This is a genomic window from Hymenobacter caeli (assembly GCF_013294115.1).
Classification (GTDB): Bacteria; Bacteroidota; Bacteroidia; order Cytophagales; family Hymenobacteraceae; genus Hymenobacter; species Hymenobacter caeli.
Window position 1 is genome coordinate 1 of the sequence record NZ_JABSNP010000010.1, and the last position, 16,108, is coordinate 16,108.

The window sequence follows — 16,108 nt, forward strand, 5'->3', positions numbered from 1 at the left end:
CCACAAAATGGTCCGACTGGTCGTAGCTCTATTAGAATGGCTGCTCCGACAACTAGTGGTCTGTCAAAGGTCTGTAAAAATAGTAGGGTAGAGTAGGCGTTTTCCCCTCATGTGATCAAAAGTAATCGGGTATCCAGCGTTCAGCCCTGATTTCTTGCTAAACAGCTATATGCCGGCTAAAAAAGAATACATTTGGCAATTCCCCTGTATTCTTTTGCACCATGTCTGTTCTGGCCTGCCCCAAATGCGAATCGAAGGAAGCCACCAAAAGCGGGGTGGTGAACGGGCAGCAGCGGTTTAAGTGCAAGGGCTGCGGCTACCACTACACCGTGGCCAAGGTGGGCCGTGAGGTGAACCCCTACTACGTGGTGAAGGCCTTGCAGCTCTACATCGAGGGCGTGAGCTACCGCGAGATAGAGCGCCTGCTGGGCGTGAGCCACGTAAGCGTGATGAACTGGGTGAAAAAGTACGGCGTGAAGGCCCCCCGCCAGACCGACTACCACCCGACCTATAAAATTCTGAACCAGAAGGAGCTGGCCGAGTTTTTTCAAAAGCCCGAGAACCTGAAAAGCGCCGGGCTGGTGGTGACGGAGCTGGGCGACAAGTACATGATGATTCGCTGGGAGCGGTTCCGGGCCGGGTAGGGGCCCGGCGGCTATAGCGGGTTAGCGGGCCCGGCGGCGGGGAGAACCGCCGAAAAGCAGCGGCAGTATATTAGGCACCTCAACTCACCATTCTTCCCCACCCATGAACCCCGTCAAAACCTCCCCGGTTCTCACGCCCGAACGGCCGCAGTTGGGCTTGTTCAGCGCCATCGTCATCGTGGCCTCGCTGGGCTATTTTGTAGATATTTACGACCTGGTGCTCTTCAGCATCATCCGGGTCAAAAGCCTGAACGGCATCGGGATAACCGACCCCGCGGCCGTGACCGACCAGGGCCTGCACCTGCTGAGCATGCAGATGTGGGGCATGCTGCTGGGCGGCATTCTGTGGGGCGTGCTGGGCGACAAAAAGGGGCGGCTGTCGGTGCTCTTTGGCTCCATTCTGCTGTACTCGCTGGCCAACATCGCCAACGGCTTCGTGCAGAACGTGGACCAGTACGCTTGGCTGCGCCTGGTGGCGGGCGTGGGCCTGGCCGGCGAGCTGGGCGCGGGCATCACGCTGGTGGCCGAGAGCCTGCCCAAGGAAAAGCGCGGCTACGGCACGATGATCGTGGCGTCGGTGGGCGTGAGCGGGGCCATGGTGGCCTATTTGGTGGGGCAGGAGTTCGGCTGGCGCAACGCCTACTTCATCGGCGGGGCCCTGGGCCTGGGGCTGTTGGCGCTGCGGGCCGGCGTGTTCGAGTCGGGCATGTTCGAGCAAACCAAGCGCACCGACGTGGCCCGGGGCAACTTCCTGAGCCTGTTCAGCAACGGGCCGCGCTTCTACAAGTACCTGCGCTGCCTGCTGGTGGGGGCCCCGTTTTGGTACCTGGTGGGCATCCTGATTACGTTCGCGCCCGAGTTTGGCAAGCAGTTCGGCTTGCAGGGGCCCGTCACGGGCGGCCTGAGCGTCTTCTGGTGCTACTTCGGCCTCACGCTCGGCGACTTCACCAGCGGCGGGCTCAGCCAGCTCTTCAAGAGCCGCAACAAGACGCTGCAAGTGTTCATTATCTCTTCGGCCATCACGGTGGGGGCGTACTTGTTTGGGCTCAACGGGGCCAGCACCACGGTGTTCTACGCCGTGTGCTTCCTGATTGGCTACACGGGCGGCTTCTGGGCCTTGTTCGTGACGGTGGCCGCCGAGCAGTTCGGCACCAACCTGCGCTCGACGGTGGCCACCACGGCCCCCAACTTTGCCCGCGGGGCCACGGTGCTCATCGCGCCCGCCTACAAGGCCCTCAAGGCCTACCCCTCGCTGGGCATGGTGGGGGCCGCCGGCCTCATCGGGGCCGTGCTGCTGCTGCTGGCCTTCTTCAGCGCCAGCACCTTGCCCGAAACCTACGCCAAAGACCTCGACTACGTGGAGGAATAACGCTAGCGCCTTCGCCGCTTTTGCCAGCCTCTCAAACGGCAGCCCCCGCCCGGGGGCTGCCGTTTGGCGTTTGGGGCAGCGGCCCACGAACTTAGAACCTGGGCGATATCGCTAAACAAGTATAGGTTTGCTCAATTGATATCGCTTTTTCAGAAATGCTGATTGCCCGCTGGATAACCGAGTCCGGGCGAACCGTTTGAAGGGATAAAACTAAGATTCAGCGCAGTGGGTGGCTGTTTTGGGTGGGCCGTAGGGGTTGGTGCCATTGCCGGTCGAGGATCCCTGACTACCGTACCAGTGGGAATATTGCCCCGTACGGCCTCGTAGGTGTGCCGGGCGCGCTGGGCTACAACTGCTCCAGGGGCAAAGCCGTGCAGCACTAGCTATACAAATTAGCGAAACGATGGCACGCCGGCACCATAAAGCCCCGCCATAGTGCTACTTAGCTGGACCAAACCTGAATGGCCGCCTGCTGGCCTTTGGGAGCGGCTCCTACTTCTTACCATCCTACCATTTCCTCATGCGAAATTATCGCTACTCTTTGGCTCTTAGCAGCTTGTTGCTCGTAGGGGCCGGGTCGGCTTTCGGGCAGGTATTGCCCCCGGCCCCCGGTACGCCGCCCGCCCCGGCCGCCCCCGCCCCGCCGCCGGCCGTGCCGGCCCCCGCCAAATCTGTGCCCTACGGGGCGGGCATGAAGGTGAACCTCTCGCCCGACGGCTCCAAATACCTGCGCTTCATTGGCTGGGCGCAGGCTTGGGCCCAGTACAACGAGAACAACAGCAACACCCTGCGCGTGGGCGTTCCCAAAAACGACCAGCTGGCGTTCAGCATCCGCCGGGCCCGCCTCATCACGCTGGCCCAGCTCAACCCCCGGTTTTTGCTGCTGCTCGACCTGGGCATGGAAAACCAAACCGCCGTCAGCGGGGGCACGCCTAACGACCCCAACGGCCCCGGCCACCGGGCCCCGTTCTACGTCCACGAGGCCGTGGGCGAGTACCGCGTCAACAAGTACCTCAGCGTCGGCGGCGGCCTGAACTTCCAGGTGGGCATTTCGCGCATGTCCGCCGCCAGTACGGCCACCATGCTGGCCTACGACATTCCGGTGGTCAACTTCCCGACCCTGGACCAAACCGACCAGTTCGGCTTCTACACGGGCTTCTACGCCAAGGGCCGGGTGGGGGGCTTCGATTACCGCCTGGCCGTGGACGAACCCTTCCTGCCCAGCCAGGCCAACACCCCCGCCACCGTGCGCACCAACGTGGCGGCCTTCTACCCCCGCAACTCCAACAAAATCTACCAGGGCTACTTCGACTACGAGTTCCTGGACAAGGAATCCAACCTGCTGCCCTTTACCACCGGCACCTACCTGGGCACCAAGCGGGTGTTCAACATCGGGGCCGGCTTTCACTACAACGCCGCCGGCATGTTCTCGCGGCCCGCGGCCTTTACTGGCACAGCGCCCGCCGACCCCTTCACCATTCCCTTCCGCACGCACGACATCAAGCTGTTCGGGGCCGACGTGTTTTACGACGCCCCGATTGATACGGCTTCGAACACGGCCGTTACCTTCTACGGGGTGTACTACAACTACAACTTCGGCCCCAACTACGTGCGCAACGCCGGCGTGAACAACCCCGGCACCAGCATCGCCCCCCCCACCGGCTTCACGGGGGCCACCAACCTCTACGGCAACGCGTTGCCGCTCATCGGCACGGGCCAGACCCTCTACGCGCAGCTGGGCCTGCTGCTGCCCAAAAAGCTGCTGGGCCCCAAGGCCAAGCTCCAGCCCTACGTGGCCTACCTGCACAACAACCTGGAGGGCCTGCGCAACCCCGACGGCACCATCAAGGGCGTGAACGTGTACGACGCGGGCCTCAACCTGTACCTCGACGGCCACAACGCCAAGTTCACCCTCAACTACCGCGCCCGCCCCGACTTCAGCGACCAGTCCTTCATCCCCGCCAACAACGGCCAGGCCACGGTCAACAGCGTGAACTACCGCCCCGAGGTCACGCTGCAAGCGCAGGTGTACTTGTAAGCGGGGCCCCCGCCCGCCGGGGCCCCCGCGCAACCCCATTCATTAACCTTTCCCACCCAACACCATGGACCAAAGCCTGAACCCCGCCTACGCCGCCGACCTGGACGCGCCGGTGGCCCACGACAACAACCAAGTCGATACGAAAACCATCCGGCAGGTCATCACGGCCTCGTCGGTGGGTACGGTCATCGAGTGGTACGATTTCTACATCTTCGGGTCGTTGGCGGCCATCATCGGGCCGGTGCTGTTCGGGCACGCGGGCAAGATTGAGGACACTTTGCTGGGGGCCCTGGCCGTGTTCGGGGCGGGCTTCGTGGTGCGGCCGTTCGGGGCCATGTTCTTCGGCCGGCTCGGCGACATGATTGGCCGCAAGTACACCTTCCTGGTCACGCTGCTGATCATGGGCGGGGCCACGTTCGTCACGGGCCTCATTCCGAGCTACGATTCCATCGGCATCGCGGCCCCCATCATCGTCGTGATTCTGCGCCTGTTGCAGGGCCTGGCCCTGGGCGGTGAATACGGCGGCGCGGCCACCTACGTGGCCGAGTACGCCCCCGACAAGAAGCGCGGCTACTACACCAGCTTCATCCAGATTACGGCCACCGGGGGCCTCATCCTCAGCATCCTGGTGATTGTGATTACCCGCAAAACGATGGGCGAGGCCGCCTTCAAGGAGTGGGGCTGGCGCATTCCGTTCCTGCTCTCGGGCCTGCTCCTGATTGCCTCGTACTACATCCGCAAGCGCCTGCACGAGTCGCCGCTGTTTGCCAAAGCCAAGGCCACCGGCACCACCAGCAAGAGCCCGCTGCGCGACTCGTTCGTGAACCCCATCAACCGCCGCTTGGTGCTGATTGCCCTGTTCGGCGTCACGATGGGGCAGGGCGTTATTTTCTACACCTCGCAGTTCCACGCCTACTCGTTCATGAACAACACGCTGAAGCTCGACATCATCGATTCCAGCACGATTCTGGTGGTGGCGATGGTGCTGGCCACGCCGCTGTTCATCTACTTCGGCTCGCTCTCCGACCGCATCGGCCGCAAGCGCATCATCATGACGGGCATGATTTGCGGGGCCCTGTTCACGATTCCGCTCTTCTACGGCATCAAGGCCTACGCCGGGCCCCTGTCGGAAATCACGCCCGCCACCGTGGACGCCGCCGGCGCGGCCGTGCCCGCCGTGATGAAAGCCCTGGCCCCCAACGTGCCCATGATGACGCTGCTCACCTTCCTGCTGGTGCTGTTCGTGACGATGGTGTACGGCCCCATCGCCGCCTACCTCGTCGAACTGTTCCCGACCAGCGTGCGCTACACCTCGTTGTCGGTGCCCTACCACATCGGCAACGGCGTGTTCGGGGGCTTCGTGCCGCTCATTGCCACCGCCATTGGGGTGTGGGCCGCCAAGCAGCCGGCCGGCACCTTCTCCAAGGAGCACAGCAGCCTGCTCGGCCTGGTGTACCCGGTGGTCATCGCCCTCATCTGCTTCTTCGTGGGCATGGCCCTGATGAAGGACACGCGCGACGTGAAGCTGATGGACAAGTAATCTCCGGTTTGCCTGGCTAATAACCATCCAGAATCCGCCGGGCCCCGCGTCCGGCGGATTTTTGCTTGCCCGGGGGCCCCAGAAACGCCATTCTTTCGTTCCCTCCCATGTCCCCACTACCCCCCGGCGAGCCGGCCGAGCAGCGTCGCGGCCAGCGCCTGCTGTTCGTGGCCGTGCTGTTCGGCGTGCTGCTCAATTTTCCCCTGCTGGCCGTGTTCGACCGCGACGGCCGCGTGGGCGGCGTGCCCGTGCTCTACCTCTACGTGCTGCTGGTGTGGGTATTGGTGGTGGGGCTGACGGGGTATTTGGTGCGGAAATCCAATGACTGAATGGGGGAATGATTGAATGGGTGAGTTCTCGGGCCGTCATGCCTCGGCTGCGCTCGGCATGACGGCCTGATTGGTCCCCACACCCCCATACCACCACACCCTCACCCATTTACTCATTCACCCACTCACTCCTTGAACAAGCTGCTCGTCGTTGGCTTTTCGTTCGGCTACCTGGCCCTGCTCTTCGGGGTGGCCTACGCGGCGGAGCGCCGGTCGGCGGCGCGCAAAAGCTTGGTGGCCAACCCCTACGTGTACGCCCTGAGCATGGCCGTGTACTGCACGGCCTGGACGTACTACGGCTCGGTGGGGCGGGCGGCGCACCAGGGGGTCAGCTTTGTGGCCATCTACGTGGGGCCCACGCTGCTGGCCCCGGCGTGGTGGCTGGTGCTGCGCAAGATCATCCGCATCTGCCGGCAGCAGCGGCTCACCTCGATTGCCGACTTCATCTCGGCCCGCTACGGCAAGAACGCGGCCCTGGGGGCCCTCGTGACCGGGGTGTGCGTGCTGGGTATTGTGCCCTACATCGCGCTGCAAATCAAGGCCATTGCCACCTCGTTCGTGGTGCTCACCGGGGCCGGGGCGGGCGGGGCGACTCCGGTGGCGCTCTACACCACGGGGGCCCTGGCGGTGTTCACCATCCTGTTCGGGGTGCGCTCGGTGGAGGCCACCGAGCGCCACGAGGGCATCGTGTTGGCCGTGGCCGTCGAGAGCCTGGTGAAGCTGTTGGCCTTTCTGCTGCTGGGCGGCTTCGTCACGTTCGGGCTGTTTCACGGGTTCGGCGACGTGTTCGACCAGGCGGCGGCGGTGCCGGCGCTGCGGCAGCTTTTCACGCTGCGCGGGGCGGGCACGGGCGGGGCCGAGTGGGGCACGCTGCTCGTGCTGGGCATGTCGGCGGTGCTGCTGCTGCCCCGGCAGTTCCAGGTGGCGGTGGTGGAAAACGTGAACGAGGACCACCTGCGCACGGCCATGTGGCTGTTCCCGCTCTACCTCATCGTAATTAACCTGTTCGTGCTGCCCATTGCCTTCGCCGGCATGTTGCGCCTGGGCCGCCCGGGCCTCGACGCCGACACCCTGGTGCTGGGCCTGCCGCTGGCCGCTGGCCGCCCGTGGCTGGCGCTGCTCACCTACCTCGGGGGCCTGTCGGCGGCCAGCGGCATGATCATCGTTGAAACCATCGCCCTGAGCGTGATGATGAGCAACCACCTGCTGATGCCGCTGCTGGTGCGCGTGCCGGCCGCCGGGCCGGGGCCTCCCACGCGCTGGTTTGCCTACCTGGGCCGCATCGCCCTCGAAAGCCGCCGCCTGGCCGTGGGGCTGGTGCTGCTGCTGGCCTTTGCCTACTACGCCGAGGTGGGCCGCCAGCTGCCGCTGGTGAACACCGGCCTCGTCTCGTTTGCCGCCGTGGCGCAGTTCGTGCCCGCCGTGCTGGGCGGCCTGTACTGGAAGGGCGGCACCCGGCGCGGGGCCACCTGGGGGCTGCTGGCGGGCTTCGGGGTGTGGTTTTTCACGCTGGTGCTGCCCACGCTGGTGGGCCCGGGCCGCCTGCGGGCCGACCTGCTGACCGCCGGGCTGGGCGGGTGGGCGGGGCTGCGGCCGGGGGCCCTGTTTGGCCTCGAGGGACTCGACCCGCTCTCGCACGGGCTGTTTTGGAGCTGGTTTTTCAACATCGGCCTGTACGTGGGCGTGTCGCTGGCCCGGGCCCCCACGGCCCTGGAGCGGCGGCAGGCCGACGTGTTCGTGGACGTATTCGCGCGCCGCAGCCTGGCCGAGGAGGTGGCCGGCTGGCAGGGCCGCACCCCGCTGCCCGACGTGCGGGCCCTGCTGCTGGGCTTCCTGGGCAAGCGCCGCACCAACCAGGCCCTGCGGGCCTTCGCCGTGCGCTTCCCCGACGCGCTGCCCGCGGCCGCCCCGGCCCCGGTGCTCTCGGGCCCGCCGCCGCTGGCCCAGTCGTTCGTTTCCGCCGACCCGCGCCTGCTCACCTACGCCGAGAAGCTGCTGGCCGGCACCCTGGGCCCGGCCTCGGCGCGGCTGCTGCTGGCCGGCGTGGCGGGGGCCGAGGAAATCAGCTACGACAACGTGGTGGGCATCCTCAGGGAAAGCCAGCAGCTGTTGGAAGCCAACCGCCAGCTGCAAAAGCAGAGCCGCCAGCTCCAGCGCCTCAGCGACGAGCTGCGCCAGGCCTACGACCAGCTCCAGGCCCTGGACCAGCAGAAGGACGAGTTCCTGTACACCGTGACGCACGAGCTGCGCACGCCGCTCACCAGCATCCGGGCCCTGGCCGAGATTCTGGCCGATAACCCCGACCTGCCGGAAGAAGAGCGCGAGAACTTCCAGCTCACCATCGGCCGCGAGGCCGAGCGCCTCACCCGGCTCATCTCCCTGGTGCTCGACCTGGAGAAGTACGAGAGCGGCCAGGCCACCCTGGCGCGGGCCCCGCTGGCCCTGGCCGCCGTGGTGGCCGATGCCGTGGCCGCCGTGGGGCCCCTGGCCCGGGCCCGCGGCATCGCGCTGCGCGTGGACGTGCCCGCCGCCCTGCCCGCCCTGCCCGCCGACCGCGACCGGCTGATGCAGGTGCTCATCAACCTGCTCTCGAACGCCGTGAAGGCCTGCCCGCCCGGCGGCCGGGGCCGCATCGCGGTGCTGGCCTGGCCCGCCGCCGACGCCGTGCTGCTGTGCGTGGAAGACAACGGCAAGGGCATTTCGCCGGCCGAGCACCACCTCATTTTCGACAAGTTTTTCCAGGCCCGGCACCAGGCCCTGCGCAAGCCCGAAGGCTCGGGCCTGGGCCTGGCCATCACCCGCCGCATCGTGGAGCTGCACCAGGGCCGCATCTGGGTGGAAAGCGCCCTCGACCACGGGGCCCGCTTCTTCGTGGAGCTGCCGCTTTTTTCTTGAGCTGTTAGCTGATGGCTTTTAGCTGTTAGCTTTCTCGTTAGTCGTTAGCGCAATGCACAATTGATTCAGCCCATGTACTTATCTCCACTCATTTCCTGCCCAAGCCAGGAGCTAGCAGCTAACAGCTAAAGGCTAACAGCTATGTAAAGGCTAACAGCTATGAAAACGCCTCGCATTCTCATCGTCGACGACGAGCCGAACATTGTCATGTCGCTCGAATTTTTGATGCGCAAAAACGGCTACCTGGTCGGCATTGCCCGCAACGGCACCGAGGCCCTGGCCGCCATCGCCGCCACGCCCTTCGACCTGGTGCTGCTCGACGTGATGATGCCCGACGTGGACGGCTACCAAGTGTGCCAGCAATTGCGCCAGGACCCGGCCCGCGCCCAAACAAAGGTTATCTTCCTGTCGGCCAAGAGCCGCGACGCCGACGTGCGCAAGGGCTACGAAGTGGGGGCCGACCTCTACGTGGCCAAACCCTTCAGTACCCGCCAGCTGATGGAAAAAGTGCGCGCGCTGCTCGGCATCGCCGCCTGACGGTCCCTTTCTCCCCCTTTCCCAACTCCCACCCGCCCCATGAAAACCGCCTGCTCTTACGCCGTGATGCACGCCGCCAGCCTGGCCGACCCGGCCGCGTTTTGGCTGGCCCAGGCCCGCTACCTGGCCTGGCACCGCCCGCCCACCGCGGCCCTGAGCCAGGACGAAGCCAACGGGGCCCACCGCTGGTTTGCCGGCGGCACCCTGAACACGGCCTACCTCTGCCTCGACCACCACGTGGCCCAGGGGCGGGGGCCCCAAAAGGCGCTGATTTACGACTCACCGGTGACGCAAACGCTCAGCACCTACACTTACGCGCAACTGCTGGACCTCACGGCTCGCTTCGCCGGGGGCCTGCGCGAGTTGGGCGTGGGCGTGGGCGACCGGGTCATCATTTACATGCCCAACCTGCCCGAAGCGGTGGTGGCCATGCTGGCCTGCGCCCGGCTGGGGGCCGTGCATTCGGTGGTGTTCGGCGGCTTCGCGCCCCACGAGCTGGCCGTGCGCATCGACGACGCCCAGCCCAAGGTCATCGTCTGCGCTGCGGGCGGCAAGGAGTTCGACCGCATCATTCCCTACAAGCCGCTGGTAGACGAGGCCCTGGCCAAGGCCACCTTTCAGCCGGCCCACGTGGTGGTACTCCAGCGCGGGTTCGTGACGGCCGAGCTGCAACCCGGCCGCGACGTGGACTACCAGGAGCTGCTGCAAGCCGCGCCGGTGCCGGCCGTGCCCGTGCCGGCCACCCACCCGCTCTACATCCTCTACACCAGCGGCACCACCGGCCGGCCCAAGGGCGTGGTGCGCGACCACGGCGGCCACGCCGTGGCCCTGCGCTTCAGCATGGAGGCCATCTACGACCTGGCCCCCGGCGAGGTCATCTTCACCGGCTCCGACATCGGCTGGGCCGTGGGCAGCAGCTACATCGTGTACGGGCCCCTGCTGCGGGGCTGCACGTCGGTGCTGTTCGAGGGCAAGCCGGTGCGCACGCCCGACGCGGGCACCTTCTGGCGGCTGGTGGCGCAGCACAAAGTCAACGTGCTGTTCACGGCCCCCACGGCCATCCGGGCCATCAAGAAGGAAGACCCCGAGGGCCGGCTGGCCCGCAACTACGACCTAAGCAGCCTGCGCCACCTGTTCCTGGCCGGCGAGCGCTGCGACCCGGCCACCTTCGCCTGGGCCCAGCAGGTGCTGGGCGTGCCCGTGGTGGACCACTGGTGGCAAACTGAGTCGGGCTGGCCCATGCTGGCCACGCTGGTGGGCTTGGAGGAAATGCCCGCGCCCCGCGCCGGCAGCGCCGGCTTCCCCGTGCCGGGCTACGACGTGCAGATTCTCGACGAGGAAGGCCGCCCCGTGCCCGCCGGCACCACCGGCCTCGTGGCCGTGAAGCTGCCGCTGCCCCCCGGCTGCTTCCCCACCCTCTGGCGCGACGAGGCCCGCTACCACGAAGCCTACCTGGCCCCCTTCCCCGGCTACTACCTCAGCGGCGACGGCGGCTACCGCGACGCCGAGGGCTACTGCTACATCATGGGCCGGGTGGACGACGTGATTAACGTGGCCGGCCACCGCCTGAGCACCGGCGAGATGGAGGAAATCCTGGCCGCCCACCCGGCCGTGGCCGAGTGCGCCGTGCTGGGCATTGCCGACCAGTTGCGCGGCCAGGTGCCCGTGGGCCTGGTGGTGCTGAAAGACGGTCAGGCGGTGGGCGAGGGGGCCCTGGAAAAAGAGCTGGTGGCCGCCGTGCGGGCCCGCATCGGGGCCCTGGCCTGCTTCCGGCAGGTGCTGGTGGTGGCCCGCCTGCCCAAAACCCGCTCCGGCAAAATCCTGCGCAAAACCCTGCGCCAGCTCGCCGACGGCGAAGCCTTCGCCCTGCCCTCCACCATCGACGACCCGCGCATCCTGGACGAGATTCGCGCCGATTTTCAGCGCCGGGGCACGGGCGTAGCCTTTGAGAAAGTCGCCTAACCCCCATGACTTATTCCCGAGTAAAAAAACGCTTCAAAAAGGCGGTTATGCCGAGCGTAGCCGCGGCATCTCGCATGGTGAAGTAATTCAATCGTTGCAACGAAGCACGCGAGATGCCGCGGCTGCGCTCGGCACGACCGCCTTTTTTTGCTGATTCAACAACAAGCCTTCGTCGTAAAACGGAGTGGCACTCCGTTCCGCCGCGCCTTGCAAAACGGAGTACCACTCCGTTTTACATTCCCTACTCAACTTCAAATCACTGCTTTTTTCAACCCTTCAACTCTCATGTCCAAACCCCTCGAAGCCAAACCCGCCCGCATCCGCACCCTGGAAGAATACCACGCCGCCTACCGGCAGGCCACGGAGGACCCCGACGCTTACTGGGGGGCGGCGGCCGAAGCCTTTACCTGGCGCAAAAAGTGGGACACCGTGCGCGGCGGCGAGTTTTCGCCGGCCGGCACCAGTACCTGGTACGCCGGGGGCCTGCTCAACATCACCGAAAACTGCTTGGACCGGCACCTCGCCCAGCGCGGCAACAAGCTGGCCCTCATCTACGAGCCCAACGATCCGCACACCCGCCACCTGCGCCTGACCTACCGCGAGCTGTACCAGCAGGTGTGCCAGTTTGCCAACGTGCTGAAAAACAACGGCGTGCAGAAGGGCGACCGGGTGCTGCTCTACCTGCCCATGATGCCGCAGCTGGCGGTGGCCATGCTGGCCTGCGCCCGCATCGGGGCCATCCACTCGGTGGTGTTCGCCGGCTTTTCGGCCACGGCCATCGCCGACCGGGTGCAGGACGCCGGGGCCACGGTCGTCATCACCGCCGACGGCCTCAACCGGGGGCCCAAGCAGATTCCGGTGAAAAGCGTGGTGGACGAGGCCCTGCTCAGCTGCCCCGATGTGCGCCGCGTCATCGTGCTCAACCACCTCGACTGGCCCACCCACATGCGCGAGGGCCGCGACGTGTGGTACCACGAGGAAGTGGAGGGCGTGGAAAAAACCTGCCCCGCCGAGGCCCTGGCCGCCGAAGATCCGCTCTTCATCCTCTACACCAGCGGCAGCACCGGCAAGCCCAAGGGCGTGGTGCACACCCAGGCCGGCTACATGGTGTGGGCCGACTACACGTTCCGCAACGTGTTCCAAATCGAGGAAAACGACGTGCACTGGTGCACCGCCGATTTGGGCTGGGTCACGGGCCACACCTACTGCCTCTACGGGCCCCTGCTGGCCGGGGCCACCTCGCTGCTCTTCGAGGGCGTGCCCACCTACCCCGACGCTGGCCGCTTCTGGGAAGTGATTGACAAGCACCAGGTCACGACCTTTTACACGGCCCCCACGGCCATCCGCTCGCTCATGGCCGCGCCCCTCGACCACGTGCTCAGCTACTCGCTCAGCAGCCTGCGGGTGCTGGGCTCGGTGGGCGAGCCCATCAACGAGGAGGCCTGGCACTGGTACGACCTGCACATCGGCAAGGGCCGCTGCCCCATCGTGGACACGTGGTGGCAGACCGAAACCGGCGGCATCATGATTTCGGCCCTGGCCGACGTCACGCCCAGCGTGCCCGCCCGCGCCGGCCTGCCGCTGCCCGGCGTGCTGCCCGTGCTGCTGGCCCAGGACGGCACCGAAATCGAGGGCAACGACCAGGAAGGCTACCTGGCCATCAAGGCCAGCTGGCCGGGCGTCATCCGCACCACCTGGGGCGACCACGAGCGGGCCCGCCAAACCTACTTCGCGCCTTACCCGGGCTACTACTTCACCGGCGACGGGGCCCGGCGCGACGAAAACGGCCTCTTTCGCATCATCGGCCGCGTCGACGACGTGATTAACGTGAGCGGCCACCGCTTCGGCACCGCCGAAATCGAGAACGCGCTGAACCAGAACGAGCACGTGGTGGAGTCGGCCGTGGTGGGCTACCCGCACGACGTGAAGGGCCAGGGCATTTACGCCTACATCATCTGCCAGCACGGCGTGCCCGCCACGGAGGCCGAGCGCAAGATGTTCGAGGCCAGCATCATCGAGACGGTGGTGGCCGAAATCGGAAAAATCGCCAAGCCCGACAAAATCCAGCTCGTGAGCGGCCTGCCCAAAACCCGCTCCGGCAAAATCATGCGCCGCATCCTGCGTAAAGTGGCCGAGGGCGAAACCACCAACCTGGGCGACGTCACCACCCTGCTCGACCCCGCCGTGGTGGACGAAATCCTGGCCGGCAAGAAGTAAGCGGCGGGCTTCATACCATACGCGGCCCGCCGTTGCTTCGGCGGGCCGCGCTATTTTTAAGAAAATTTAACCGACCGCTCATGCAACCCGACCAACTCGCCCTCTCGCCCGCCGACAGCGAAGCCGTGCGCCAGCTGGCCCAGCGCACCGGCAAAGCCGAAACCGAGCTGCTCCACGAAGCCGTGGCGGAGCTGATGCAGCGGGCTACCCTCGAAAACTGGCAAGTAGCTCTGCGCCGCGTAAAAGGAATGTGGGCCGACCATCCGGACGCACCGGATGTGCGTAAGCTCCGCGAAGGGTGGGAAAACCGAATGGAAGACATAACCGGCCCGGCCCATGACTAAGCCGCTTCTGCTGGATTCTGACGTGCTGATTGATTATTTACGGCAACGCCCGCAGGTAACGGCGTACTTGGAAGCGCTGACGGCCGCGCCAGTGTTGTCGGCCATAACCGTAGCCGAGTTATTTTCGGGGGTGCGCGACGGACAAGAGCGGACGTTGCTCGAAGCGCTTGTGGCCTCCGTGCAGATTCTTTCAGTAGAAGAGCAGGTTGCGACGCAGGCGGGCTTGACGAGACGACAATACTGGACCAGCCACCGGCTTGCTTTGCCCGATGTGTTGATTGCCGCCACCGCCCTCGTTCACAACGCCACGCTGGTCACGCTCAACGCCAAGCACTTTCCAATGCTACCCGACGTGCTCGTGCCTTATCAGAAGCCATAACCCCGCGCACAGCAGCCGGTTTGCGGCCCACAAAAAACCCGACTGGCTACTAAGCCAGTCGGGTTTTTTGTGGGCCGCAAACCGGCGGTAATTTACCAGCCGCGCCGCTTTTTGGAACGCTTGCCCCCGCTTTTGCTGCTGAGCCACACAATGGCCCCGGCCGAAATAGCGGAGACGACGGCCAGCTTGGCAATGAAACCCGAGCGGTTGTACTTCAAGTCCATGCCGGCCCCGCGCTCGGCAAAAATGTTGGGCACGTGGCCGTGCGCGAGGTCGCTCAGCACGCCCTCTACCATGTCCACCCGGTCGGCCAGCAGCAGGGGCAACCAGTGCGGGTACACCGATTCGCTGTACTTGAACGCCCAGCGCCGGATGGCCCCGCTGAGCCCGTGCGGCGGCAGCGGCGTGCCAAAAACGGCCGACACGTTTTCGCGCTCGATGGACTTGAGCACTTCTTCGTCCACGGGTTGGAGCGTGGGGCGGTGCTTGCTGTCGGGGTCCTGGCCCACGTTCATGCGGTGGCGCATGGGGTAGGTGGGGTCGTTCTTGGGGTCCGCGTCGATGCCCCAGCCGGGCAGCAGCCCCGGGTCTTTTGCAGTGGTTTCCATGGTGGGTCGGCGTTAGATTTTAGCGGAAGGGGAGATGAGCACGGTTTTGATGCAGTTGTCCAGCTTGTCGGAAAACAGGCGGTAGCCGTCGGCCACTTCTTCCAGCGGAATGCGGTGCGTAATCAGCGCCTTCGGGTTGATGATGCCGTTCTGCACGTGCTCGATCAGCCGGGGCAGCAGGCGCTTCACCGACGTTTGGTTGGCCCGGATGGTGAGGCCCTTGTTGAGCACGTTGCCAATCGGGACCAGGTTGTCGGTGGGCCCGTACACGCCCACGATGGACACCACGCCGCCTTTTTTTACCGAGTTCACGGCCCAGTGGATGGCCGTGGCCGAGCCGGCTTGCAGCAGCAGCTTGCGCCCGGTGATGGTCTGCATGGCGTTGCCGGAGGCCTCGGCGCCCACGGCGTCGATGCACACGTCGGCGCCCATGAAGTCGGTGGTTTTCTTGATGAACACCACCGGGTCGGCCATCTCGTTGAAGTTGTAGGCCTCGCACTTAGCGTAGTTGCGGGCAAATTCCAGCCGGTAGTCCACTTGGTCGATGACGATGACGCGGCCGGCGCCGAACAGCCACGCGCACCGCGCCGCCATGATGCCGATGGGCCCCGCGCCGAACACCACCACCGTGTCGCCGGGCTGGATGCCCGCCATCTCGGCGGCCTGGTAGCCCGTGGGCACCACGTCGGTCAGCAGCACCGCGTCGTCGGGGTCCATGCCGGCCGGAATCACCGTGGGGCCCACGTTGGCGTAGGGCACGCGGGCGTACTCGGCCTGGCCGCCGTTGTAGCCGCCGGCGGTGTGCGAGTAGCCGAAGATGCCGCCCACGGCGCTGGCCTGGGTGTTGCTCTCGTGGCAGTTGCCGAACATGCCCTGCTTGCAAAAGTGGCACTCGCCGCAGGCCACGTTGAAGGGCACCAGCACGTGGTCGCCCACCTTCACCTTGGTTACGTCGGGCCCCACTTCCTCCACGATGCCCGTGAACTCGTGGCCGAACGTGGTGCCCACGCGGGTGTCGGGCACGTTGCCGTTGTAGAGGTGCAAGTCGGAGCCGCAGATGCACGCACGCGTCACCCGGACGATGGCGTCCTGCGGGTGCTTGATTTCGGGCATGGGCTTTTGGGCGGCGCGGACCCGTCGGGGGCCCCGGTAATCCATTGCTAACATGGGTATCCTGCTTTAATGAACGGTGAGACTGAGTGGGGAAGACTACGGATTGGTACGGCCGGCAGGGCGTTGCCGTTTC

Annotated in this window: 13 protein-coding genes; 11 read left to right on the forward strand and 2 right to left on the reverse strand. The window is 65.6% G+C overall.

Annotated features, from left to right (window positions below):
• Positions 1–221: 221 nt before the first annotated feature.
• The 11 genes from HNP98_RS11555 (at position 222) to HNP98_RS11605 (ending at position 14,254) form a co-directional block, all read left to right on the forward strand.
• Positions 222–644, forward strand: a complete 423-nt coding sequence (locus tag HNP98_RS11555) for an IS1 family transposase (protein WP_173810237.1) — start codon at positions 222–224, stop codon at positions 642–644.
• A 103-nt stretch (positions 645–747) separates the two neighbouring features.
• The gene (locus HNP98_RS11560) at positions 748–2,013 is read left to right on the forward strand and encodes an MFS transporter (protein ID WP_173810238.1); all 1,266 of its coding nucleotides are present in this window, start codon (positions 748–750) and stop codon (positions 2,011–2,013) included.
• A gap of 556 nt (positions 2,014–2,569) precedes the next feature.
• The gene (locus tag HNP98_RS11565) at positions 2,570–4,051 is read left to right on the forward strand and encodes a hypothetical protein (RefSeq protein ID WP_246275096.1); all 1,482 of its coding nucleotides are present in this window, start codon (positions 2,570–2,572) and stop codon (positions 4,049–4,051) included.
• A gap of 64 nt (positions 4,052–4,115) precedes the next feature.
• A complete protein-coding gene (locus HNP98_RS11570) occupies positions 4,116–5,591 on the forward strand; it encodes an MFS transporter (protein WP_173810240.1) in 1,476 nt (491 codons plus the stop codon).
• A 107-nt stretch (positions 5,592–5,698) separates the two neighbouring features.
• Positions 5,699–5,920 (forward strand): hypothetical protein, encoded by a 222-nt coding sequence (locus tag HNP98_RS11575; RefSeq protein ID WP_173810241.1) that lies wholly within the window; start codon positions 5,699–5,701, stop codon positions 5,918–5,920.
• Between the two features lie 132 nt (positions 5,921–6,052).
• Positions 6,053–8,815, forward strand: a complete 2,763-nt coding sequence (locus HNP98_RS11580; RefSeq protein ID WP_173810242.1) for an ATP-binding protein — start codon at positions 6,053–6,055, stop codon at positions 8,813–8,815.
• 159 nt (positions 8,816–8,974) lie between these two features.
• Positions 8,975–9,352, forward strand: a complete 378-nt coding sequence (locus HNP98_RS11585; RefSeq protein ID WP_173810243.1) for a response regulator transcription factor — start codon at positions 8,975–8,977, stop codon at positions 9,350–9,352.
• A gap of 39 nt (positions 9,353–9,391) precedes the next feature.
• Entirely contained in the window at positions 9,392–11,314 is a 1,923-nt protein-coding gene (locus HNP98_RS11590; RefSeq protein ID WP_173810244.1) for an AMP-binding protein, read from the forward strand.
• Between the two features lie 285 nt (positions 11,315–11,599).
• Positions 11,600–13,531 (forward strand): acetate--CoA ligase, encoded by a 1,932-nt coding sequence (gene acs / locus HNP98_RS11595; RefSeq protein WP_173810245.1) that lies wholly within the window; start codon positions 11,600–11,602, stop codon positions 13,529–13,531.
• An 80-nt stretch (positions 13,532–13,611) separates the two neighbouring features.
• Positions 13,612–13,875 (forward strand): hypothetical protein, encoded by a 264-nt coding sequence (locus tag HNP98_RS11600; protein ID WP_173810246.1) that lies wholly within the window; start codon positions 13,612–13,614, stop codon positions 13,873–13,875.
• Positions 13,868–14,254 carry a type II toxin-antitoxin system VapC family toxin gene (locus HNP98_RS11605; RefSeq protein WP_173810247.1) on the forward strand — a complete coding sequence of 129 codons (387 nt, stop codon included), beginning with the start codon at positions 13,868–13,870 and terminating at the stop codon, positions 14,252–14,254. The genes HNP98_RS11600 and HNP98_RS11605 overlap by 8 nt, the downstream gene beginning before the upstream one ends.
• Positions 14,255–14,346: 92 nt before the next feature.
• Here the strand turns inward: HNP98_RS11605 and HNP98_RS11610 are convergent, their stop codons facing one another.
• Together HNP98_RS11610 and HNP98_RS11615 are read right to left on the reverse strand one after the other, a co-directional pair.
• Positions 14,347–14,862 carry a hypothetical protein gene (locus HNP98_RS11610; RefSeq protein WP_173810248.1) on the reverse strand — a complete coding sequence of 172 codons (516 nt, stop codon included), beginning with the start codon at positions 14,860–14,862 and terminating at the stop codon, positions 14,347–14,349.
• A 12-nt stretch (positions 14,863–14,874) separates the two neighbouring features.
• Complete coding sequence (locus HNP98_RS11615; protein WP_173810249.1) at positions 14,875–16,029, reverse strand: zinc-dependent alcohol dehydrogenase; 1,155 nt, start codon at positions 16,027–16,029, stop codon at positions 14,875–14,877.
• Positions 16,030–16,108 lie beyond the last annotated feature (79 nt).

Bases quoted from the DNA above. Each gene is read 5' to 3' on its own strand.
- HNP98_RS11555 (WP_173810237.1), top strand. From the start codon at position 222: ATGTCTGTTCTGGCCTGCCCCAAATGCGAATCGAAGGAAGCCACCAAA.
- HNP98_RS11560 (WP_173810238.1), top strand. From the start codon at position 748: ATGAACCCCGTCAAAACCTCCCCGGTTCTCACGCCCGAACGGCCGCAG.
- HNP98_RS11570 (WP_173810240.1), top strand. From the start codon at position 4,116: ATGGACCAAAGCCTGAACCCCGCCTACGCCGCCGACCTGGACGCGCCG.
- HNP98_RS11575 (WP_173810241.1), top strand. From the start codon at position 5,699: ATGTCCCCACTACCCCCCGGCGAGCCGGCCGAGCAGCGTCGCGGCCAG.
- HNP98_RS11585 (WP_173810243.1), top strand. From the start codon at position 8,975: ATGAAAACGCCTCGCATTCTCATCGTCGACGACGAGCCGAACATTGTC.
- HNP98_RS11590 (WP_173810244.1), top strand. From the start codon at position 9,392: ATGAAAACCGCCTGCTCTTACGCCGTGATGCACGCCGCCAGCCTGGCC.
- acs (WP_173810245.1), top strand. From the start codon at position 11,600: ATGTCCAAACCCCTCGAAGCCAAACCCGCCCGCATCCGCACCCTGGAA.
- HNP98_RS11600 (WP_173810246.1), top strand. From the start codon at position 13,612: ATGCAACCCGACCAACTCGCCCTCTCGCCCGCCGACAGCGAAGCCGTG.
- HNP98_RS11605 (WP_173810247.1), top strand. From the start codon at position 13,868: ATGACTAAGCCGCTTCTGCTGGATTCTGACGTGCTGATTGATTATTTA.
- HNP98_RS11610 (WP_173810248.1), bottom strand. From the start codon at position 14,862: ATGGAAACCACTGCAAAAGACCCGGGGCTGCTGCCCGGCTGGGGCATC.
- HNP98_RS11615 (WP_173810249.1), bottom strand. From the start codon at position 16,029: ATGTTAGCAATGGATTACCGGGGCCCCCGACGGGTCCGCGCCGCCCAA.